The 21,903-nt window shown below is 60.9% G+C and carries 18 protein-coding genes and 1 pseudogene; 8 read left to right on the top strand and 11 right to left on the bottom strand.

Translation table 11 applies throughout. The features are described 5' to 3' along the window. Window positions 1-170: 170 nt before the first annotated feature. Both AC1RQK_RS20050 and glaH read right to left on the bottom strand, forming a co-directional pair. Window positions 171-1,352 (bottom strand): annotated as a pseudogene (locus AC1RQK_RS20050) (alpha-hydroxy acid oxidase); the annotation flags it as partial. A 117-nt stretch (window positions 1,353-1,469) separates the two neighbouring features. Continuing rightward, window positions 1,470-2,375, bottom strand: coding sequence for a glutarate dioxygenase GlaH (glaH, locus tag AC1RQK_RS20045; RefSeq protein WP_492810760.1), 906 nt, complete (start codon window positions 2,373-2,375; stop codon window positions 1,470-1,472). Here glaH and AC1RQK_RS20040 point away from each other — a divergent pair. Continuing rightward, complete coding sequence (locus tag AC1RQK_RS20040; RefSeq protein WP_492810695.1) at window positions 2,268-3,407, top strand: LysR family transcriptional regulator; 1,140 nt, start codon at window positions 2,268-2,270, stop codon at window positions 3,405-3,407. The two genes, glaH and AC1RQK_RS20040, sit on opposite strands and share 108 nt — an antisense overlap. Before the next feature lie 14 nt (window positions 3,408-3,421). Here the strand turns inward: AC1RQK_RS20040 and AC1RQK_RS20035 are convergent, their stop codons facing one another. After that, entirely contained in the window at window positions 3,422-4,711 is a 1,290-nt protein-coding gene (locus AC1RQK_RS20035) for an MFS transporter (RefSeq protein ID WP_492810758.1), read from the bottom strand. 302 nt (window positions 4,712-5,013) lie between these two features. On the opposite strand from AC1RQK_RS20035, the gene AC1RQK_RS20030 reads away from it, so the two are divergent. Further along, entirely contained in the window at window positions 5,014-6,009 is a 996-nt protein-coding gene (locus AC1RQK_RS20030) for a Bug family tripartite tricarboxylate transporter substrate binding protein (RefSeq protein WP_416052905.1), read from the top strand. Between the two features lie 220 nt (window positions 6,010-6,229). On the opposite strand, the gene AC1RQK_RS20025 is transcribed toward AC1RQK_RS20030, so the two are convergent. Continuing rightward, entirely contained in the window at window positions 6,230-6,790 is a 561-nt protein-coding gene (locus tag AC1RQK_RS20025) for an RBBP9/YdeN family alpha/beta hydrolase (RefSeq protein ID WP_492373140.1), read from the bottom strand. A 9-nt stretch (window positions 6,791-6,799) separates the two neighbouring features. Beyond that, complete coding sequence (locus AC1RQK_RS20020; RefSeq protein WP_492810692.1) at window positions 6,800-7,711, bottom strand: TauD/TfdA dioxygenase family protein; 912 nt, start codon at window positions 7,709-7,711, stop codon at window positions 6,800-6,802. Between the two features lie 126 nt (window positions 7,712-7,837). Between AC1RQK_RS20020 and AC1RQK_RS20015 the strand changes: the two genes are divergently transcribed. The 4 genes from AC1RQK_RS20015 to AC1RQK_RS20000 all read left to right on the top strand — a co-directional run bounded on the left by AC1RQK_RS20015 (window position 7,838) and on the right by AC1RQK_RS20000 (window position 12,530). Beyond that, a complete protein-coding gene (locus tag AC1RQK_RS20015) occupies window positions 7,838-8,866 on the top strand; it encodes an AraC family transcriptional regulator (RefSeq protein ID WP_492810690.1) in 1,029 nt (342 codons plus the stop codon). Between the two features lie 346 nt (window positions 8,867-9,212). Beyond that, window positions 9,213-9,416: a hypothetical protein gene (locus AC1RQK_RS20010; RefSeq protein WP_492373137.1), complete on the top strand. Its 204-nt coding sequence runs from the start codon at window positions 9,213-9,215 to the stop codon at window positions 9,414-9,416. 335 nt (window positions 9,417-9,751) lie between these two features. Beyond that, the gene (locus AC1RQK_RS20005; RefSeq protein ID WP_492373136.1) at window positions 9,752-10,555 is read left to right on the top strand and encodes a GntR family transcriptional regulator; all 804 of its coding nucleotides are present in this window, start codon (window positions 9,752-9,754) and stop codon (window positions 10,553-10,555) included. Window positions 10,556-11,324: 769 nt separating this feature from the next. Further along, window positions 11,325-12,530 carry a porin gene (locus AC1RQK_RS20000; protein WP_492373135.1) on the top strand — a complete coding sequence of 402 codons (1,206 nt, stop codon included), beginning with the start codon at window positions 11,325-11,327 and terminating at the stop codon, window positions 12,528-12,530. A 199-nt stretch (window positions 12,531-12,729) separates the two neighbouring features. Here the strand turns inward: AC1RQK_RS20000 and AC1RQK_RS19995 are convergent, their stop codons facing one another. From AC1RQK_RS19995 to AC1RQK_RS19985, 3 genes are read right to left on the bottom strand one after another with little or no spacing between them, the layout of a single operon-like run. Further along, window positions 12,730-14,976 (bottom strand): xanthine dehydrogenase family protein molybdopterin-binding subunit, encoded by a 2,247-nt coding sequence (locus AC1RQK_RS19995; protein ID WP_492810687.1) that lies wholly within the window; start codon window positions 14,974-14,976, stop codon window positions 12,730-12,732. Window positions 14,977-14,986: 10 nt separating this feature from the next. Beyond that, window positions 14,987-15,460 carry a (2Fe-2S)-binding protein gene (locus AC1RQK_RS19990; RefSeq protein WP_492373133.1) on the bottom strand — a complete coding sequence of 158 codons (474 nt, stop codon included), beginning with the start codon at window positions 15,458-15,460 and terminating at the stop codon, window positions 14,987-14,989. A gap of 47 nt (window positions 15,461-15,507) precedes the next feature. Continuing rightward, window positions 15,508-16,602: an NADH:flavin oxidoreductase/NADH oxidase gene (locus AC1RQK_RS19985; protein WP_492810685.1), complete on the bottom strand. Its 1,095-nt coding sequence runs from the start codon at window positions 16,600-16,602 to the stop codon at window positions 15,508-15,510. Between the two features lie 174 nt (window positions 16,603-16,776). On the opposite strand from AC1RQK_RS19985, the gene AC1RQK_RS19980 reads away from it, so the two are divergent. Beyond that, complete coding sequence (locus tag AC1RQK_RS19980; RefSeq protein WP_492810683.1) at window positions 16,777-17,694, top strand: AraC family transcriptional regulator; 918 nt, start codon at window positions 16,777-16,779, stop codon at window positions 17,692-17,694. Between the two features lie 294 nt (window positions 17,695-17,988). Here AC1RQK_RS19980 and AC1RQK_RS19975 read toward each other — a convergent pair whose 3' ends face one another. From AC1RQK_RS19975 to AC1RQK_RS19965, 3 genes are all read right to left on the bottom strand, one after another. Next, window positions 17,989-19,083 (bottom strand): porin, encoded by a 1,095-nt coding sequence (locus AC1RQK_RS19975; protein ID WP_492373130.1) that lies wholly within the window; start codon window positions 19,081-19,083, stop codon window positions 17,989-17,991. Between the two features lie 102 nt (window positions 19,084-19,185). Continuing rightward, window positions 19,186-20,454 (bottom strand): MFS transporter, encoded by a 1,269-nt coding sequence (locus AC1RQK_RS19970; protein ID WP_458766184.1) that lies wholly within the window; start codon window positions 20,452-20,454, stop codon window positions 19,186-19,188. 32 nt (window positions 20,455-20,486) lie between these two features. Continuing rightward, a complete protein-coding gene (locus AC1RQK_RS19965; protein ID WP_458766182.1) occupies window positions 20,487-21,098 on the bottom strand; it encodes a flavin reductase family protein in 612 nt (203 codons plus the stop codon). A gap of 60 nt (window positions 21,099-21,158) precedes the next feature. On the opposite strand from AC1RQK_RS19965, the gene AC1RQK_RS19960 reads away from it, so the two are divergent. Beyond that, the gene (locus tag AC1RQK_RS19960; RefSeq protein ID WP_492810679.1) at window positions 21,159-21,686 is read left to right on the top strand and encodes a MarR family winged helix-turn-helix transcriptional regulator; all 528 of its coding nucleotides are present in this window, start codon (window positions 21,159-21,161) and stop codon (window positions 21,684-21,686) included. Window positions 21,687-21,903: the final 217 nt, after the last annotated feature.

Genomic DNA, 21,903 nt, shown 5'->3' with positions numbered 1-21,903 from the left:
CGCATGCTTATGCCCGGGCACATGACGCCATGCAGCCATGCAGCAATGCAGCCATGCAGCCATGCATGGTCTGCATTGCTGCATGGCCACGAGGACCATGCGTTTGGCGATGCGGGCTACATGGAAGTGGGGAAACGCGACACAAACCGGTCGGCTTTGTGGCCCTGGACGATGACGGTATTGTTCACGTCTGCGATGGTCTTCGCGCCAAGCATGGCCATGTTTCGATCGACCTCATCGCGCAACAGCGTGATAGCGTGGCGTACGCCCTCGGCTCCCCCAACGGCTGCAGCGTAAATAAAAGGTCGCCCCAGGAAGACAAAGCGGGCTCCTAGCGCCAACGCTTTCAGAACATCACCACCGCGCCGGATACCGCTGTCCATCATGACGGTTGTCTTGTGCGCGACTGCCTCACAAATCTCCGGCAATACAGCAAACGGTTCCACGGCACCGTCCAGTTGGCGCCCACCGTGATTCGAGACAATGATGCCGTCTGCGCCCAAGGCGACAGCGCGTTCGGCGTCGGACGTATGCAAAATGCCCTTTATGATCAGGTTGCCGCGCCATCTTTGCCGGATTCGCTCGATATCCGTCCAACTCAGGTGATCGCGCCCCGTCGTATCGCGAATGGCGGAGGCCGACAAGATCGGTGCGCCGCGAGACGCAAAGGAATTCTCAAAATGAGGCATCCCGCTCGAAATGAGCGTTCTGGCGAACGTCCCGGCCAGCCAATGCGGCCGAGATATCCCATCGAACGCCAAGCGCAGAGATGGTCGCAAAGGCAAGGAGAAGCCAGTACGGACGTTATTCTCCCGGTTGGCCCAAACGGGAATATCAACCGTGAGGACAAGCGTAGCGAACCCGGCCGCTTCAATCCGCTCAATCAGGGCGTCCCTGCGTGCGGCGTCACCCGGCAGGTATGCCTGAAACCAGGTGCCTGGCGCGGCTGCGTGAACGTCTTCCATCGGAATCAGGGACGTGCCGCTCATGATTGCCGGTATCCGCTCTTCCCACGCTGTTTGCGCGAGAACCACATCGCCGCGGTAAGCGGCAATCGCACTGATACCAACGGGCGCCACGCCAAAGGGAGACGCGTAACGTTGCCCAAAGATCTCAGTCGCCTGCGATCTTGCCGACACGTCGACAAGGACTTTGGGACGAAACTTGACCTCGTCGAATGCCGTCCTGTTCGCGGCAAGCGACTTTCCATCCTCCGCGGCGCCGGCAATATAGCCAAAGATCGGGCGCGGAAGCTCCCTCTTTGCCGCGACTTCAAAATCGGCCAGCGAGAGAATCGGTCGCAGTCGTCGATGAATTTGACTATTGGCTCCATATGCCGGCTTGGCGGGCATTCCAGCGCTCGCAACGGCCTGGCTATCTGCAAATTCTGTTTGATGTGTCATGTTGATTTGAAGCGTCTATCAGGCCCAACCGCTGTCACTATCAGCCACGCCGGATCACATTGATGATTAGGCGAACGTGCCTCGCTGGCGCATCAGCTCACGGAACAGCGCCGAATTCTTCTCGAACGGCGCGCGGCCGTGGAGGTAGAAGTAGTTGTTCAGGACAACCAGGTCGCCGACGGGCAGTGAAACTTCCTTTGTTCCCGGCGAAGCTTCCATGGACGTCGACAGGTCGTTGAGAAATGCGGCCTCCTCGCGATTGCGAGGCTGTACAAACTGATCGATGAAGGACATCGACAGCCCAAACGCATTCTGGAAGAAGAGCGGCCGTTCGACCCTATCGCTGACATTCTTGGACCCCGGTGCCTTGTAGAGGAAAGGCTGCGTCCCGAGGCGGTGACTGACAAACCGGTCACGCTCTTGCCAATCGTCCAGATGCAAGAATCGCGACTCGCCGCCACTTGCATTCTGTTCTGCAAACTTCATCATCAACAGCCAGTCCGTCGCTTCGGTAACGAAGGTGCCATCGGTGTGCATCGTGAAGAGTCGATAGGCCTGGCGCAGATAGGAGTCGCTATCGTCCGTGTGCCTGACCACGAAGCGAGCATAGTAGGTGCCCGACATCGCATCGTGGTTGCCGGGGCCCAAGAGGTGCCCAATGGCAGTACCGAAGCGAACGAAATCGTCGGCGTCCGTCGTCAGTCCCTGGAGGCCTACCGTAAAGCCACCGTGCTGCCGGTCCTTCACAATGCTGTTGATGGTTGTCGCGAAGTCTTCGCCGACATGCTTCGCGAGTACATCCGCGAGCCCGTAGCGCATGAAGGGAACATACTCGAGGTTCTGGACATCGACCTTGCGTATGTCATGCAAGAACCCAAGAAGGGCATTGCGCTCAACGGTCACATGCAGGAGGCGATGGTGATCTGGGTGGGCAGAAAACTGGAAGCGGGACTCGTCATTGCTGGCAAGCACGGCAGCAGGAAGCGGGGCATTCATCGATGGTTCTCCGGGGTGTTGTATGGCGCTATTTCATCTGGATTCTTTGATATGATCCAGATAGGGGGCAGTAATCTTTGTTCCGAAATTGAGATTAAAACGATGATTGACGTTCGCCAGTTGCAGAGCTTCCTCGCCGTGGCAGAAGAGCTTCACTTTGCGAAGGCGGCAGATCGCCTGGGTGTCGCACAATCAGGGCTTAGCACCCAGATCCAACGCCTTGAACAAGATTTGGGCGTCACGCTCCTGAACCGCAACAAAAGGAAGCCGGTGTCACTTACCGACGCGGGGCGCCTGTTCCATGCCGAGGCGGTCGCTGCGTTGCGGTACATTGAGCGAGCCGACCAGGTGGGACGCCTGGCTGCCCGAGGGCTGGCTGGCGTCATCCGGCTCGGCTATGTGGCATCTGGCGTAAGCAGCGGCCTTTTGTCCACGATGCTGAGCGAGTTCCGGAAGTCACACGAGATGGTCCGGATTGAAGTCGTGCCAATGGAAACGCCAAGGCAACTCGAAGCGCTCAGCGATGGCCAGATTGATGTGGGAATTGTCAGGCCCAGACGACTCTATCCGGCTGGCGTGATCACGAAAGTCCTGCAGACTGAACGTCTACTGGCTGCAATGACAGGAAGCCATCCACTTGCAAGGCGAGGGACCGTTTCAGCGCGCGCGCTAGCAGATCAATCCTTCATCGTCCCGCAGTTTGCAGACGAGGAAGGATTCGGGGATGCGCTATCCGCCCTGGGCAAAGCCGGAGGGTTCACGCCTCATCTGGAATATCGCGTCCAGGATTTTATCTCCGCAATCTGCCTCGCGTCCGCGGGATACGGAGTGGCCATCGTGCCTGAGTCAATGCAGAATTTCTCCCAGCCAGGCATCTTCTACGCACAGATCGCCGACTTCAAGTTCTCAGTGCACCTCGCGCTGGCGTATAGGCGTCGGGAAATATCCCCGGCGGTACGAGCCTTTGTACAACTTGGAACTGAGGCTCTCAATGGCCGTGCATCGTAGACTCGGCAGCGCGCTCAGCCGCGTCGCGCTTCCGCGACGTAGCACCATCTGCCAATGAGGAACACGGTGAAGGGCAGAATTGCCGCGAACGGTAGCCAGCGCAAGGCAACTTGAAGACCAACCGCATCCGCTACCATGCCGGTGATAAAGGGGCCTGCTGCGAGGCCCAGTATGTTGTTGAACAGCGTCAGAGTGGCAAATGCCGAGCCGTGAATGGCTGGCGGCGTGGCCCCGGCAATGATCGCGCTACATGTGCCGAACGAGCTGGCAAGGAAGAACACCCCGGGCGCAAGGAGCGCGAGTTGCAGATTGCCCTGTGGCAAACGGAACGCGATCGCCAGCAGAACGCCTAACACGAGGCAATAGCCAATGGCCATGTTCCACCTTTTGAGCGACGAACCCCCGCTGATCCGATCGGTCATCACACCGCATATGAGTTGGCCCAGGCCGCTGACAAGGACCAGGCCTGCCGCCAATGTGGCTGCTTCGCTGACAGGCATGCCCCAGTAGCGATTCAGGTAGCTGGGCAGCCACACGAACAGAGTGCCTTGAACGAAGATCTGCAGGGCGCAACCGAGGTAGGCACAAAAGACGGAACGGGACGGAAACAGGCCAGAGAAAAACGCGCGCGGTGTTAGTTTCACATGCCCGAGGACCGGAGTTCCGTTTGCATTGTCCGGTTGCGTACTCGCGAGTTTTTTCTCGGTGACCACGAAGTAATAAATGATCACCAGCACAAAACCAACGATCGCCATCAGACCCATTGACCATCGCCATCCAAAGTGCGTCGCAATGATCCCGGAAAGCGAAACACCGAGCACGGACCCAAAGGCAGCGGCAGACGTGAAGCCGCCGGCAATGGTAGACCGCATATGCCTTGGGAAGACGCTCACGAGCATAGCGAATCCGACACTTCCATAGGCAGCCTCGCCGACGCCAACGAACAAGCGCGCAACGAACATCTCGTGATAGGTGCTGGCAATGGCGCACCCGAGCGTGGCAACACTCCACACCGCCACCATCAGTGCAATGCTTTTGACGCGCCCCCAGCGGTCCGCGATGATGGAGAACGGGAGGGTCAGCACGCCGACCATCAACGGCACCACGCTGCTAATCGAGCCGAGCTGTGTATCGGAAATCTGCCACTGCGCTTTCAATAGTGGAAACAAGGCATTGATCGCCTGCCGCGACATGTAGTCAGACAGTAACAAGCAAAACATCAATGCAAAGACCACCCACGCGTAGGGTCGGGCACCAGTGGTAGCCGCAGCCGGCCCAGCCGGCATCGCGTTACTCGTAGACATGTTCAATTTCTGTCTCCTTATGACTTCTTGCATCGGATCATCTAGCCTGGCGCTACTTCCCGCTTTACCTTGCACGCCTTGAACTTGGCTATTTATGACAGTCATCCGCAGGCGCAGGGGAGCCGTGGCCGGGGCCAGCCTGCACGCTCTGGAGATCTGAGCAGGGTTTTCCCTTTGCTTGCGCGAGTTGGTAATAACTTGTCGTGAATGGTCAAGCCGGTTGGCCCGGTGCGATCCGAGAATAGACGAACAAGCCTTTCTAAACACGCAAAGCACCGCAATCGAAATCAAAAGGGGTAGACATGAAGAAGCAGGCCAATCACTTGGGGTGGCGCGGTTGCGCCTTGGTAATCGGTGTTGGTGTCGCCGGGGGCATGTCCGTGGCCCAGGCCCAGGAGGCTTGGCCCAGCAAGCCGATCCGTCTGGTGGTGGCGGGGCCTGCCGGCGGCAGTGCCGACGCCTTGGCCCGGCTGCTGGCGCAAGGCCTGCAGCAAAAATTGAGCAAGCCCGTCATCGTAGAAAACAAGGCTGGTGCCGCCGGTGCGCTGGCGATCAGCGATTTGCAGTCCAACGGCAAGGATGGCTATACCTTCCTGGTTATCCAGGGCGGTGTCGTGAGCGAGGCGCCGTTGGCCTACAAGGTCCATTACAAGCCTTTTACGGACCTGAAGCCCCTGGCCCAGATCAGTCGCACGGGGCTGGTGCTGGTTGCCAACAAGGATGTGCCCATCTCCAACCTGAAGCAGTTGGTGGACTACGGCAAATCGCAGAAGGACGGTCTCGTTTTCGCGTCCTATGCTACGGGATTGAAGGGCCACACCTCGGGCATCCTGCTCGGGCAGCTCACGCATGTGCCAATGCGGCATGTGGGCTACAAAGGCTCGCCCCCGGCGTTGAACGACCTGATGGGTGGTCATGTGCCCCTGATGTTCGATGGGGTGACTACCTCGTTGCCGCTGATCAAAGCGGGAAAGATCAAGGCGATTGCCTTGAACTATCCGACCCGGATTGCCGAATTGCCGGATGTGCCGACTTTCAAGGAGCTCGGTTACCCGCAACTGGCGCAAGCAGGGTGGTTCGCAGTGTGGTCCCGCCCGGACGTCGCTCCGGCAATCCAGGAGAAAATCCGCGAGATAACACTGGCGTATTTCAAGCAACCCGCGGTGCAGAACCACGTCAAGGACATGGGGATGGAGCAGGGGGGCGCCGCTACGTCGGAAGAGTTGATGGCGGACCTGAAGCAGGCATACCAGCAACAGGCCGCGCTGCTGAAGTCCATTAACTACCAGCCGGATTAATAAGCGATTATTCTGCGCAAACTCGCCATTGCAGTCCGAATGGCCTTCGCGCAGTCGTTGGCCAGTGTATGCGGCATCGTCGATCTGGCTCGTCCGTCAGTTACGGATACGGATCGCGGTCGTCGAGTCTGGCTGATCGTTTATAGCGGGCGCCGCCATCTTCAAATCCCGCGGGCCCGCTCTTTTTTTCCCGGCCGGCGGCATTCCGCCGCCGGTTCGGTCACGAGAGTTCGCGAATGAACGCTTTGGCTTGCGGCCACTCGCCATAGCCTGAAGCGGGATTCAGATGCCCGACCTCGCCGAGTTCGACAAAGCGGCTGCCCCACGCCTTCGCCAGGCCACGGGCGCGATCGAGGCGCGTCAGGGGATCGTTGCTGCTCGCCGCAACGATGCTCGGAAACGGCAATGTGCCGCGAGGGATCGGCAGCCAGCCGTGGTCGCTCAGCGTGCCGAGCGTCGGATAGCCTGCCGGCATGGAAGTTTCGAGGTCCGCTGGCGCCGCGAGCAGTGCGCCAAGGATCTCCCGTGTGGCGCCTCGGGCGGCCCAATGGGCGACCATCATCGCGCCTGCGCTGTGCGCCACGATGATCACCGGCCCCTCGATGGTGGCCAAAGCGCGATCGATCGCGTCGACGCGAGCAGCGCAACTCAGCTTGTCTTGCTCAAGCGGAGCGACGCTGACGACGCGAGGCAGGGTCGCCGCCAGCAGGGTTTGCCAGTGTTCCGGCACATGGTCACGCAGGCCAGGGACGATCAGAACGGTCGGTGCCGTAGAGGTCATGTCGATCTTTCAGTAAGGTGCGTCACCGATGATGGCGGTACGCTCCATCTTTCGGTGGCACGGTGGATAATCCATCACTGCGTAGTGCTGGGTTGAACGGTTGTCCCAGAACGCAACGCTGTTCTTCTTCCAACGAAAACGCACTTGGTATTCGGGGATGTTGGCCTGGCTGACCAGGTAGCTAAGCAAATTGCCGGCACCCGGCGCCTTGTCAAGCCCGAAGCGCGCGTTGGCCGGCACATTGAAATTTGTGAAGTGCGTCGTAAAGCTCCCATTGACGAACAGCACTTTCTCTCCGGTTTCGGGATGGATGCGCACAACCGGGTGTTCGGCGTCCGGGTACTGAGCCTTCAGTGCAAGACGCTTTTCGATCGGCATCGCGGCACCGAAGCTCGCCTCGATGCTGTGGCGCGCGCGCAATGAGGCGATCTTCGTCTTGATATCCTCGGGCAACTGGTTGTAAGCCTCGACCATGTTGACCCACATCGTGTCACCGCCCACTGGCGGGCATTCGACGCAGCGCAGCACGCAGCCCATCGGAGGCTTTTCGCGCCAGGTGGCATCGGTATGCCAGGAATTCTCGTTGCGCTCGGGGGGGCTGTCCGGGGTCTTATAGATCTGAACCAGTCCTGGGTAATCGGGATGGCTGCCTACCACTGGATGGTCCTCCAGCTCACCGAAGCGGCGCGCAAAGGCCACGTGCTGCGCGCGCGTGATGTCCTGGTCGCGGAAGAACACCACGCGATGTTTCAGGAGCAGCGCCCGAATCTCCGCCATCTGTTGGTCGTCCTCGGCAGCCGCGCCCAGGTTGACGTTGCTGAGTTCCGCACCGATCGTGCAGGTGATGGGCTCGACCCGGATCGAGTTGCCTAGAGAGCTTGCGCGGACCACTGCGGGTGCCGCCTTGAGGTGTTGAATCATGAGCGTGTCTCCGATTGTCGGTTAGGCCGATCGATCCTTGCGAGTCTGGATGTCGCGGGTATCTCCCGCTTGACAGTACATGACAGGCATTTATCATTCCATGTCAATGTCCTACTCAGTACTCTAATGTCTTCACTTGTCCGCGCCGCGGCCCTCACCAACTACAACGAGGTCGCTAGAGCCGCTGGACTGGACCCGGTGCGGATGCTCTTTGACGCGGGGTTGAGTCCGAGCGTACTGAGCGAGCCGGACATCATGATTCCCGTCGAACGTGTCGGAAGGCTGCTTCAGGCGTCCGCAACCATGTCAGGCAACGAGAGTTTCGGACTGTGCATGGCTGAGTCGCGCCTATTGTCCAATCTTGGGGCGGTAGGATTGCTGATCCGCGACCAGGCGACCCTGCGTGAGTCGCTTCACATGCTGATGCGCTATCAAGCGTCGCTCAACAGTGCGCTGTCGCTGGCGATCGAGGAGTGCGATGGACTGGTCATTATTCGCGAGGTGGTAGTGGCTGGCAGCGCACATCAACCCACGCGTCAAAGGGTTGAGCTGGCGCTTGGCGTCATGGTGCGGTTGATACGTCAGCTCCACAAGCCCGACTGGGAGCCGCGGCGTGTTTGCTTTGAGCACCCCGCGCCGCGCGATCTGAGTATCCACCGGCGGTTTTTTGGCCCTTGCGTCGAATTCAACTATGACTTCAATTGCATTATCTGCGCAAAGGCCGATCTCGATGCACGCAACCCGTCCGCGGATCCGGCCATGGGGCGCTACGCGCAGCGGCTGATAGACGCGTCTGCCATGTCGCAGCAGGCGACAATGCTTGAGGATGTGCGGCGCATGATCCTGCTGCTGTTGCCCAGCGGGCGCTGCAGCATCGAACAGGTTGCGGAGCATCTGGGCGTGGTGTGCCGCACGGTCCAGCGCCGGCTGGCGGAACAGGGGCAGAGCTTCTCGTCGATCGTTAACGACGTCCGTACGGAACTCGCCATACGCCATGTCACCGAGAGCGATCGTCCGTTGACGGAGGTGGCGACCCTGCTTGGTTTTTCCGCGCCGAGCGGATTCTCGCGCTGGTATCACGTGCAATTTGGCTGCAGCCCCAAGGAGAGCAGGGCGGCACGTGGCACATTGCGCCGGCAGACGGCACCGACCTGAGCATAACCCTGGCAGAGCGTAAGCCGCGTCAGGCCATGTCTTGTATTGACGCTCTCTTTTCCGGATTCCGCAGGGCTTCCGTCTGGCCAGCCGCGCGGCGCGCGGCGCGTGGCGAATAGGCGTTCGAGCAACCTTCAGTGACCCCACAGGCTCTGCGGAACCCTCAGTGGAACCAGTGCGGGCTAGCGCTTATATTGTCGACAAAAATAAAATACCGTATCATGGGGACGGCACGCCTTTCCTGGAGCGCCATCGGAAAGCGCCGCGCATGCTTGGATGCCAGGGTGACAAGCTTCCATGTTCTGCGGGCCGTGCGCGCAGAACATGGGCGAGGGGAGATATCACAATGAAAGACGATCAGCCAGCCGGTAATGGCCCGTACCTCCATCGGATGGGCGGGGCGATCTGCATGGGATTCTGCTGGCTCGCCGAGCGGCTGTCCTATGCCACGGCAGCGATGCTGTTGACCGATCTGATTGCGTGGGAACATGACGGGTACGTCGTGCGCAAATACCTGAACATCGATGCGCTTCCCGGAGCCGACGAGTAGGCGCGGTATCGGAATACGCGAGCGACGGCGGGCGTCAAGCGCCTCCTTGCTGGCTCCGCTTCCCCTGTCTCTGCCCTGGCGTGCGGCCCCCTGTTTCTGCGGCGGCCCGATGTACCGGGGGCCCGTAGCGAGCCTGCAAGGACGTCGTCCTGCGCAGGCCCTTGTCGTTTTGGGAACGCGCGGCTGCCAGGATCAATGGTCCCGTTGGCTCGGGCGGTATCCGCAATCTGCCCGATTCGCCACGTAGGGTAAGATCTCGGGCGCTGCAAGCGGTGCAGTGCCGACCAAGGGCAGCACCCGACCCGTTCCCCAATCATCGGAAGGACTTACCACTCATGGGCAGGCTCAAGACTACCAACACGCCGGAATTGCAGTCGCTGCTTGCACCGCAAACACCGCAGAATCCGGTCACGCTGGCTGTCGAGCAGGCGCTTATGCATGGACGCGACTGGTCGGCATCCGTAGCTGACCAGATTGCGGTACGGCTGGCGGGCCTGATTACGATCGACGTGATCCACGCAGGCCAGCGCTTGCTGGAGAAAGACATCAGCGAGGTCCTGGCGGTCAGCCGCGCTCCTGTGCGCGAGGCCTTGCGCATTCTGGAGCGGGAGCGCTTGATTGAGTTCCGTCCCCGGCGCGGCGCCATCGTCACCGAGCCCAATGCCCAGGACCTGCGGGATATCTACGTCGTGCGGGACGCGCTGTTCGAGATCCTGCTCAGGCAGTTGATGGAAGAGCGTGCGGACGCGCTGGAAGCGTTGTTCGAGCAATTCATTCCGCAGTTCAGCAAGGCAGCCGAGGAATCGGTAGACGCCTATATCAGCGTGACCTTCCTGGCAAACATGGCCATGGCAGATCTGTCCAGCAACCGGCTGGTAGGGGAGGTGCTGAACTCTATCTCGCTGCGGGTCCTGCGCTATGTGCGGCTGGGGCTCGCAGCCCATCCCGGCTCGCTGGAGAATTCCTTCAAGACCTGGCGTGCTCTGCAGCGCGCTGTAATCAAGCGGGACATCGAAGCGGTCTTGCAGACCGCGCACAAGCGCATCGGAAATTCCCGCGAAGCTGCCGTCCGTGCCCTGTCATCCGGCGTCCAGAAAGGCAAGGGCGGCGCTGCCGGCCGCAGCGCTGTGCCGGCGTAGGCCTTCCAAGCGCGCGCGGGCAAGACTGCCCGCCATCGCTCTCCAGTTATCCTCTCTATCAGCAGGCTGCCAGCGAAGATCGCGATATCTGCTCGCAAGTATGGCTCCCGCGAGGCTGCGGCTGTGCCAACGGGAGAAATCAGCGCGGGTTAGCAGAGTCTCAAGCGCCGCTGTGTGTTGAACGGGGCTTTACCCGAATCGAATTCCTCAGAACGGCACGGGCTCCTCGGCGCCGGCAAGACCGGCTGCTTATTCACCTGCTGCGCACGCGGGAGAACGAGCCAAAGCACCTGCCGATGCGCGCCACCTCAGGGCAATCCCCCAATGAATAAGCATAGCAGTGACCGCGGGGTCGCCTCAGAGCCGCGCGAAGGCCAACTGCGCGCGCTTGCGGCGTTCAACGCATTTCATTCAATGTTATTTATGTCGACAAGAAAGATTTCTGGCTGATATCATTGCCTGCACCCGAGGCCGGAATAGGGCATTGATCGGTAAGGAACGCTACTGAAGCGCGCTGGCTGTGATCGAACGTTTCATGATGCGGATCGAACAAGATGACCCGCGCGGAGATTCTCTGGTGGCGATGGCCGGCCTATGGACAGCCGGGCTGGACACGAACGCTTCGTTCGCTGTGATCGCGGCAGCGAATGTGACGTTCGATCTAGTGGATCTAGTACGCGACCCCACTCCCATAGCGTTGCCGTAGTTGCGGTGCCACGGGTCAACGAGGACGCCAGGGGCGCAGAAATAAACCAAAGGAGAAGAGACAATGGGATCATTCAGCAAGCGGAGCAAGTTTCATGGTGCACTCATCGCTGCGGGCGCAATCTGCACCGGCGGCGCATACGCACAGAGCAGCGTGACGCTTTATGGCGTGGCGGATATGAACGTCGAATTTGCTAGCCATGTTGGCGCGGTGCCCAGTGCAGCCAACAAGTTCAATGCGGGCCCGTCAAACAATGTCTACCGAATGGACTCAGGCGGCCTGTCTGGATCGCGTTGGGGCTTGCGTGGCGTGGAAGATCTCGGCAACGGGCTGAATTCCATTTTTGTCTTGGAGAGCGGCTTTAACCTGGATGCCGGCACGTCGCAGCAGGGCGGCCGCCTGTTCGGTCGCCAAGCCTATGTGGGCATGCAAAGCTCGCAGTTTGGCCAACTGACTTTTGGCCGTCAGTACACGTCGATGTTCGAAGGCCTGGCAAACTTTGTACCCGCAGCCTTTGCCACGCAGTATGAACCGATCGTGATGCTGACAGGCGCGAACTTCCGCGAGGACAACACCATCAAGTACACAGGTCGGTTCGGCCCGGTCACCGCACTGGCACACTGGTCCTTCGGTACCGGCCTGGCGTTGCCGACGACGGTGGCCAATGGCCCGCTTCTAGGCGGCAACGGTGAAGTCCCTGGCCAGTTCCGTCGCGATACCGCCTATGGTGCGGCTTTGACCTACATTGCCGGCCCTGTCGGCGTGGCTGTTGCTTACGACCAGTTCAATCCCACCGTTTCGAACCCCTTGAATGCTGCTGTCCTCGGGAGTGGAAGCTTCAAGAAGGCGACGATCGCGGGAAGCTATGCGTTTGGCCAGGCAAAGATCATGGGCGGCTACCGCTGGGGCCAGAACAGGGACCAGAATGGCAGCCTGCTTGAACGCGACGACCTCTACTGGATCGGCGCCAACTACCAGGTGACGCCGGCGCTTGGCCTGACGCTCGAATACAACTATGACCACGTCAAGCGCTTTTTCGCGAACACGTCGACCCCGAACCCATGGCAAGTTGCTTTCATCGCCGACTACGCCCTCTCCAAGCGGACTGATGTCTACTTGACCACGGCATATGCAAAGAACGCGGGCCTGGGTTTGGATTCCGCGATGATCGCCTACGCGAACAGCCTTTCCCTTGGCAATAGCTACACGCTTGCCAGCGGCCAAAGCAATATGCTCGGTGTCGCCGCAGGCATTCGCCACAAGTTCTGAGAGCCTGTTTGAGAATTCGCTGCAGATGTGTTCTGAAGGTGGGATGTCGAAAGAAGAACATCGAGAGCGGCAAGCAAGCACGGTGGGCAAGACGAAACGATGCCCAAGCGATCTGGCAGACGTGCAGCCCCGGCGTCTGCCAGATCAGCCCAGCGGGGTGTGCACACAGAGGAGACCGGAATCTCCCAATAACGTCCGGTCAGGCCAAGTTGAAGGGCAACTGCCGCTGGGGCTTGCCGGTGAGGCGTGCAATGGCGTTGGCAAACGCTGGTGCGAGCGGCGGCAGGCCCGGTTCGCCCATGCCGGTGGGTGGGTCGGCGCTGGGCACGATGTGGACATCGAATGCGGGGGTATCCGTGATGCGCGCCACGGTGAAGTCGCCGAAATTGCTTTGCTCGACGATGCCGTCCTTTAGCGTGATGGCCGAGCCTGCCATGCACATGGACAGAGCCATGACCGCCGCACCTTGCACCTGCGCCTCCACCGTCCGAGGATTCACTACCAGGTTGCAATGCACGCCAGCGGTAACGCGGTGCAGCACCGGACGGCCATCCCGCACCGCAGCCTCCACGACGTAAGCCACCACTGAGTCGAAGGACTCGTGAACAGCGACACCCCAGGCGCGGCCCGAAGGCAATTGCTTCTTGCCGTAGCCGCTCTTGTCCACCGCCAGTTGCAATGCGGCGCGGTGCCGCGGATTCTTGTCACCGAACAGGCCCATGCGGTACGCCACCGGATCCTGTTTGGTGGCGCGCGCAATCTCGTCCAGCAAGGTTTCCATGACGTATGCGGTATGGGTGGAACCCACGCTGCGCCACCACAGAACCGGTACGTTTAGCTTGGGGTGGTGAACAGTCAGGCGCATCGGTAGCGGGTAGGGAGCACGCATACCCTCCGTGGCCGTGGCGTCGATGCCGTTCTTTATCTGGAATTCCCCGAACACAGTCCCGGTCGTGATGGATTGACCAACGATGACGTGGTCCCAGGCCAGCACCTTGCCGCGCTCATCGAAGCCGATGCGCGCGCGGTGCAGGTGCATGGGGCGGTAGTAGCCGCCTTTTATGTCGTCCTCGCGGCTCCAGAGCGTGCGCACCGGCGCGTTCATGCCGGCGGCGCGAGCGGCCTTCGCGACCTCGCAGGCCTCGACCACATAGTCGCTGGTGCCCACGAAACGCCGGCCAAAGCCGCCCCCCGCCATTTGCACATGGATCTTCACCTGCTCGGGCTTGAGATCCAGCGCACGCGCGGCGGCGATACCGTCGAGACCCGGGCACTGGGTGCCGACCCACAGTTCGGCATGCCCGTCAGACAGTTGGACGGTGCAGTTCAGCGGCTCCATCGGTGCGTGGGCCAGGTAGGGGAACACGAACTCGGCTTCGAGCTGGTGCGCAGCGGTGGCCAGGGATGCCATGTCGGCGTCGAACTGGCGCGGCCCGGGACGACGGGCCAGGTCGCGGTACTGGGCCAGCAACCGTTCGCTGTCCACCTTTTCCACCGCGCCCGTATCCCACTGCAACTTCAGTGCGTCGCGCCCCTGCTTGGCAGGCCAGTAGCCGTCGGCCACCACCGCAATGCCTTCGCCGCCGCGGTCCAGCGGCACGCGCAGCACGGCCCTCACCCCTTTGACGGCGCGCGCGGCGCTATCGTCCATCGTGTTCAGCCGGGCGCCGAACACTGGCGGATGCGCCACCACAGCGGTGAGCTGACCAGGGAGATGCACGTCAATGCCGAAGTCCTGACGCCCACTGCTCTTGGCGCGCGCGTCGAGGCGTGTCGTGGGGCGCCCAATAATGCGGAAGTCCTGCGGGTTCTTGAGGGTGACGTTCTCGGGCACGGGCAGGGCCATGGCGGCCTCGGCCAGCTCGCCGTAGGTCAGCTTCCTGCTGCCCGGGCCCAGCACAGCCCCGGCCCGGGTACGCAGCGTCGACACGTCCATGTTCCAGTGTGCTGCCGCGGCAGAAAGCAACATCGCGCGGGCACGCGCACCGAGTTCTCGGTACTGCGTGAAGCTGTTCTTGACCGAATGGGAGCCACCGGTAAGGTGAATGCCGAATAGCGGGTCGACGAAGGCCGCGTCGTTCGAGCCGTGCCGGCTACGCACCAGGTTCCAGTCGGCGTCCAACTCCTCGGCGAGAATCATCGGCAATGCGGTCTGTACGCCTTGGCCGAACTCAAGCCGGTTGATGGTCACCATGACTTCGCCATTTGGGGAAATCTGCACGAAGGCCAAGGGCTGCTGCGTCGGCTTCAGGGCATTCGTAGCGTGGCCGTTTCCGGTAGCTTGTCCTATCGCCAGATGCGGGAAGGCACCGAGCGCCAGGCCGGCAGTGCCCGTCAGTTTCAGGAAGCTACGGCGCGACAGCCTGGCGGCGTTGTCGGCGTGGTCTCGCTCCAGCATATGCAGAAGGGCGCGCGGCATTTCGCTGTAGTCAAAATTGGGCAACATGGCGGCTCCTTCAGGCGACGGACTTGGCGGCATCGGCCACCGCGGCGCGGATGCGGGCGTAGGTGCCACATCGGCAGATATTGCCCGCCATGGCGGCATCGATCTCGGCGGCGGTTGGTTGCTTGCCGCGAGGTAGCGATTTCAGAAAGGCGATAGCGCTCATGATCTGCCCGCTCTGGCAGTAACCGCACTGCGCCACGTCGTGCTTGACCCACGCCGCATGCACAGCGGTTCCGAGCCGGTCGCTGCCATCGGTGGCGGCCTCGATGGTGCCAATCTTCTTGCCCTCAGCGGCTGAGATCGGCGTGATGCACGAGCGGATGGCTTGCCCGTCCAGATGCACGGTGCAAGCGCCGCACAACGCGGCACCGCAGCCGAACTTCGTGCCGGTCATGCCAAGTGTGTCGCGTAGGGCCCATAGAATGGGCGTGCCGGGATCGGCGTCTACCGTGTGCTCACGGCCGTTGACGTTGAGTTTGCTCATGCTGGTTCGATTCTCCGTAGACTTTCATTCGCGCGAGCCTGCCGATCTCAGTTGGCCCAGTTCTGCAACCAGAAGGCGTAGGGTGTGGGCAGCACCGACGCCGCATTCTCGAGCTTGAGATCGCGCGCCGCATGGAAAGGCCAATGCGGATTCGCCAGCAGGGTACGCGCTAAGAAGACGAGGTCCAGTTGCCCCTCACGAACAAAGGTGTCGGCCTCTTGCGCGCTGGTGATCTGCCAGCTCGTTGCAACTGGCAGACTGGTTTGCGCGCGAATCCGTTGTGCGTAGGGCACCAAGAAATTGGGCCCCCATGGCACTTGTTCTTCCGAGGTCGACAGGGCAAGTCCCGCGTCGACGAGATCCAGGCCGGCATCCTTGAGCCACTTCAGGACCTGAACGGAATCCGTGAGCGTTTCGTCTTCGCGGCCGTCAAATTCCACAACACCCAGGCGCGCAGTTAGCGGAAGGTTTTCCGGCCATACCTTCCTCACTGCGGCCACTGTCTCGATCAGAAAGCGGGCGCGATTCTCCAGCGAGCCGCCGTAGTGGTCGTCCCGCGCATTGGAGTGAGTGGACAGGAAGTTCTGCCCGAGAAAGCCATGGGCAAAATGAAGTTCCAGCCACTGGAATCCAGCCTGCAGGGCGCGGCGTGCGACATCTACGAAGTGCTGCTGCGTGTGTTGGATGTCCTCAACGCGCATCTCGCGTGGCGTATGCGCACTGGCGGGCATGTAGGGCAACGCGCTTGGCGCCACCGGTTGCCAGGCTCGCGGGTCCTTCTCGTTCAGCGGTGCACCGCCCTCCCAGGGCGGAGTGCAGCCGGCTTTGCGACCGGCGTGGCCAATCTGGATACCCGCTACGGCGCCGCCGGCCTTGATGGCCTTGGCCGCAGATGCTAGGCCTGCAATGTGAGAATCACCCCACAGGCCCACATCGCCAGGCGTGATCCGTCCCTCCGGCGACACGGCCGTGGCTTCAACGATGACGAGTCCAGCGCCGCCGCGGGCCAGCGTCGCATAGTGACTTTGGTGCCAGTCGTTGAGGTGCCCATCCTCAGCCATGTACTGGCACATGGGGGAGGCGACGATACGATTACGAAGGGTGACGCCCTTCAAGGTGTAGGGCGAGAAAAGGGACGGCATCTGGAAAGCTCCGGGTAAGCATCAACGGGAGCCAGTCTGAGGGATCAGGCGTCGAAACCGTTTGCCAGATTCGCGCCACTTTTTGCACAATCCGACGAATAGCGCGCCATCAGGGTAGGTTGGCTTCAGCCCGGTGCTAGACTCCGAACAGCAAACCGAGGGCCGAAAAGGACGATGAACGCGAGCGACAGCAAGAGTATTCCCGTCAAGGCTGCGGGCATTGATGCCCTCGTGGAGGCAATCAGCCGGGTTGCCCAAAGCGATGGCGACTACTCCACTGCAATTTCAGGCTTGACTCTCCACCGCAGGAGTGCCGCCGCAGAACCCATGCCGTGCATCTACGGGTTCGGCCTGGGTGTTGTCGCTCAGGGCGGCAAGCAGGTCATGCTCGGTGATGACGTATTCAACTATGGTCCCGGGCAATCCATGTTGACCACTATCGACCTGCCGGTCGTGTCAAATGTGACCATAGCTACGCCGGCCGCTCCGTTTCTTGGCCTGATGCTGGCCATGGATCCGCGCGCCATCGTGCAACTGGCGGCCGAGATGGAATTGGCGCAGCCCCCGAAGGAGAGTTCGGACCGGGCAATTTCATTCAGTGACCTTGAGGCGCACGTTCTGGATGCGTTGATCCGCCTCGTTCGATTGCTCGATGAGCCAAAGCTGATACCCCAAGTCTCCTTGTTGATTCAACGGGAGATCGCCGTACGCCTGCTGGCGGGAGGCAATGGCCCGGCACTTCGAAAGCTGGTAGCGACAGGTTCACCGAGTCAACAGATCGCCAGGGCGGTGGCCTGGCTCAAGTTGAATTTCGCTCAGACTCTGCACGTCGACAAGCTTGCGGCGACTGCGCACATGAGCCCATCTACGTTTCGGCAGCACTTTCGCGCCATCACTGGCACGAGCCCGCTCCAGTACCAGAAGCAATTGCGTCTCCAGCAGGCGCGTCAGCTCATGTTCAGCCAAAACCTCGACGCGGGAAGTGCAAGCCTGCAAGTTGGGTATGAAAGTGCATCACAGTTCAGTCGAGAATATGCACGCCTTTTCGGCGCCCCTCCATTGCGTGATATTCAGCGGCTGCGCATTGGGTGAAAAGCAAACGCAGTCGTCTTGGCATGGGGGCCCATTTGGTAGGCCCACGAGCGATTGGAAAATCGCTTTTCATGGCGCGTTGGCGAATGACCGTGCGGTCGTCTCTAAAGCTAGTCTTCGCTGCGGAGCAAATGACCGAGAATGGTTGCGCGGTTCGGTGCTCGCAATGGTTGGATCGGGCAATTGCAGTCGTCGCAGCCAAGAAGCCCCCCTGGGTTCACCAATAATGATTGCTGAAGCCGAAGCGAGAGGAGCTGGCGCGAGAGCCCGCTCTTCTCATCTTTCATTCACCCCTCAGAAGATATGCTTCACGCCAAACATGGCGCCGAGTTGATTGCCGCCCGGCGCCGGATTCGACCCCGTCGCCCCCGAACTGACCGACAAGGCCAGGCTCCCCCGGTTGTCGATGAAGCCAGCCGTTGCGTACACGGAGGTCCGCTTGGAGAACGCGTACGTTCCGCGCGCCGCGTATAGCCAGGCCTTATTGGCGCTGCTGTGGTAGCGCAGGTGGAAAACCTCACCGTCGACACTGAATGCCGGTGTCACGGCGTACGAGATGCCGCCGTACCAGAGATCGCTGAGGGGCGTGGAAGTACTGCCATTGTTGTCGCGCCGGATCCAGCCTCCGCCCAGCTTGGCCACGCCGATATTGGCGTAGCCGTTGACCGACAGGCGATCGTCTTTCAGCCCGCTGCTGGTAAGACCTGCGAACGCCCCTGGCGCGCCACGTAGCGAATCATAGGCCACGCCTGCGCCCCATGCTTTTGCATCGTACTTCAGCAGCGCCGACCACTCTCTGCAAGCGAGGTGATCGGCGGGATTCTCGCCGGCGCAGTTGGTGCCGGCCGGTCCTGGCCCAGCATTGGCGCCGTCTCGCCCGAAACTGTAGGTTGCGCCAAGTGTCACGCCTCCAAACGTGCCCTTGTATGAGACGGCGTTGTCCGCGCGAGCATTCGGCAGGTAGCTGTCCAGAGACGAGGAGCCGAACGTGTTCGGTCCCAGCATGTCGGCGTCGAGCGTCGACCAGAACAGCATGGTGTACTGCCGCCCAAGTGCTACTTGGCCCCACGCTCCGGTAAGGCCCACCCAAGCCTGACGCCCAAACAGCCTGCCGCCCTGGTTCGACACACCTGAGTCTGGCGCAAAGCCTGATTCGAGCGCGAACGCGGCCTTAAGGCCGCTGCCGAGATCTTCGGTACCGCGCATGCCCCATCGCGAGGGCACCGTGCCGGACAGATTGTCCATGCGCGCCACGCTGCTGTTGCCTGCGCCTATGTGATTCACGTACTCGATGCCAGTGTCGACCACGCCGTATAGCGTCACATTTTGCGCTTTGACGGCGCAAGGCACTGCAAAGGCCACGCTGGCCGCCAGAATGCTGAATTTCATGTCTCCTCCATTCTTGTTCTAGTTTATTTAGGCACGCAGTGACCCAGGCCGGCGCGGTGGCCGACCAGTGTGTTACTGCGTCATTGCTTACTCAGTGAAGTGTCAAGCAGCGTGTTCGCGCTTGGCCGCGGCCTGCCGGCGAAGCAGGAGTGCGGCCAGGGCCGCGACTGCTGTTGGCGCGGCCATCCAGGCGACCATGGCCAGATAGCTCCACCCTTGTGACAGGAGGAACCCGCCAATCAAGGGCCCCAGCACCGTTCCGACGCGCCCCACGCCAAGAGCCCATCCCACCGCGGTAACGCGAATGCGCGTCGGATAGAGTTCCGTTACGACCCCGTTCATCAGGAGTTGCGAGCCGACCAGGCCGGCACCTGTCAGGAAGGTTGCGATCATGAGCAACTGGCTGTTGCCACCGCTTGCCGCGACGACGATGATTCCGAACACGGCGGCCGCGTATGACGCAGCGATCAGCGACAAAGGGTGGAAACGACGAACGGACGCACTTAGCAAGGCGCCGCCCACTACCCCGCCCAGGTTCAGGAGCGCAGTGGTAACGATGGAAAGCGACACGCTCATCCCCCGTTGCTTGAGGAGCGTCGGAAGCCAGGCCGTCATCGTGAACACAACCAACAGCGTGCAGAAGTAGGCGAGCCAAACCAGAAGCGTGGTCCGGCGGTGGTCGCTCCGGAACAGCTCGGATACGCTTGGGGGAGTTACTACGCCGGAGGTCGGCTCTTGCGTGATGGTCTTTTGCGACATGGCGCCGAAGCTCGGAGACTCGGGGAGCCGCAGAAGCAGACCCAGGGCCACCAGCAGCGGTAATCCGCCACCAAGGTAGAAAACGACTTGCCAGCCAAACTTCCCGATCAGCGCGGCGCTGACGAAGCCGCCAACCACGGCCCCGAGCGGATAGCCCGAAAACATGATGGTCACCATACGCGCCCTGGCTGTGGGTGACGACACCTCCGAGGTCAGGGCAATCAGATTCGGCATGGCTCCGCCCAGCCCGATGCCGGTCAGGAAGCGCAGCACCAGCACCTGCTCGATGGAGCCGGCGTAGGCCGTCGCCAGGGCGAAGCCGCCAAATACGATAGTCGACCCAATGATCACGGGCCTTCGGCCAATCTTGTCGGCATAGGGTCCGACGAAGAGTGTGCCGACGGTCAGCCCCAGCAAGCCAGCCGCGAACACCAGGCCGAAAGATGCCGCAGGAATGCGCCAGGCCTCTGCGAGCACGGGGGCGACATAGGCGATGGCCTGCGTATCAAATCCATCCAGCAGTGCAACGAGGGCGCACCAGAAGGCAACCTCACCGGGAACTGCGCGCGTGGCCACTCGCGTCCCCGCCAACGAAGTACTTGTACGATCCATGGTTCTATCCAGGTAAAGGGCCGATGGCGGCATCAAGCCGGTTGCAGGCAGGCATAGTTGCCAGCGTGGAAGGCGAGGGGATTCGCATCGCAGTAGGTGTAGCGCTGCACGAGGCCGTAGAAGATCACGTGATCGCCCACGACCTGGTGGGAGATGCGCTTGCATTCGAACGTCGCCAGCGCTCCCTTGAGCGTGGGCAGGCTCCCGATTCCGCTATCGAATGCGTCCTCGATTTCCGTGAACTTGTCCATTTGGGGCCGGCAGAAGTGGCGGGAGATATCGATCTGATCGGCATGCAGCACGTTGATGCAGAAGTGTTCTGCGGTAATAAACGTGGCAAGGCTGCCAGCGCCCCGACGCAAGCTCCACAGGACGATAGGCGGCTCCAGCGAAACGGAGCTGAACGAATTCGCGGTCAGGCCCTCGCGCTTGCCGTCGGATCCCATGGTTGTGATCAGGCATACCCCGGTAGCAAAGCGCCCCAATGCGTTGCGCAGATCGCGCGGATCGAAGTCCGGCGCTGCTAGTTTGCCGTTCGGCAGATCGCCCGGCGAAGTGGCCCATGCACTTTCCCAGCTCATGATAGTCTCCTCAGAGTTTGTTCCCGAAACGGTGGTGCCGCTCAGGCTTACATGCATGTGCATGCTAAAATTCACTTCGCACCGACACTGCGACGCTGTATGGACAGCCACCGACCCGCCAGCATGAAGCCGACCAAAAAAAGTACTCAGTCCGTTGCTCGAGAAGCGAAGCCGAAATCCCGGGGCATCGAGCCTGCTATTGCTGCCGTTCCGGAGGGATTCGACCTAGAGCAATCGGTGCCGTATCTCCTCAATCGTGCTGGTGTAGGCATTGGCGTAGCCTTCTCGAAGTACCTGCGGCAGTTCGACATTACGTTGCCCGGTTACCGCGTACTCGCCTCACTCTCGCACCGCGACGAGCAGGCCATTGTTGAGCTCGCGGAGCACACCAGCATCGACGTCTCCACGCTGTCGCGCCTGATCACTTCGCTCGAGGAGAAGGGCCTGGTTGCCCGCCGCCGCGACACTGCGGATGCGCGTTCGATCAAAATTCAACTGCTTGCCCCGGGTGCCCAGCTCGCTTCCCAGACCATCCCGCTTGGCGCCTTGTTCGAAAGGGTGGTCATCGCTGGCTTCAGCGCGGAGGAAGTTAAGGTGCTCAAGCAGATGCTAGTACGCATGTATTCCAACCTTTCGCCGCTTGCCGGCTAGCATCTATATATTTGCGTTTGCAAGTTAATTAAGAGTATAGATTCTCGCGCCTGCTCTGAGCAGAATTCTTGCCTCGGGGTTTTTCCTAAGGGGGAATCCCCTATGTTGGCGCCAAATTCCAGCTTTCCCTGGTGCTGATGCGGCGCAACGCCGCATTCACTTTCTGGAAAAGCACTCGAACTAGGGTAACTCCTTACGTCAAAATATTTGCGTTTGC

The sequence above is a fragment of the Cupriavidus sp. GW822-FHT02D05 genome, assembly GCF_058802485.1.
The sequence above is the reverse complement of the archived record's forward strand: the minus strand, read 5'-3'. Positions and strand labels throughout refer to the sequence as shown.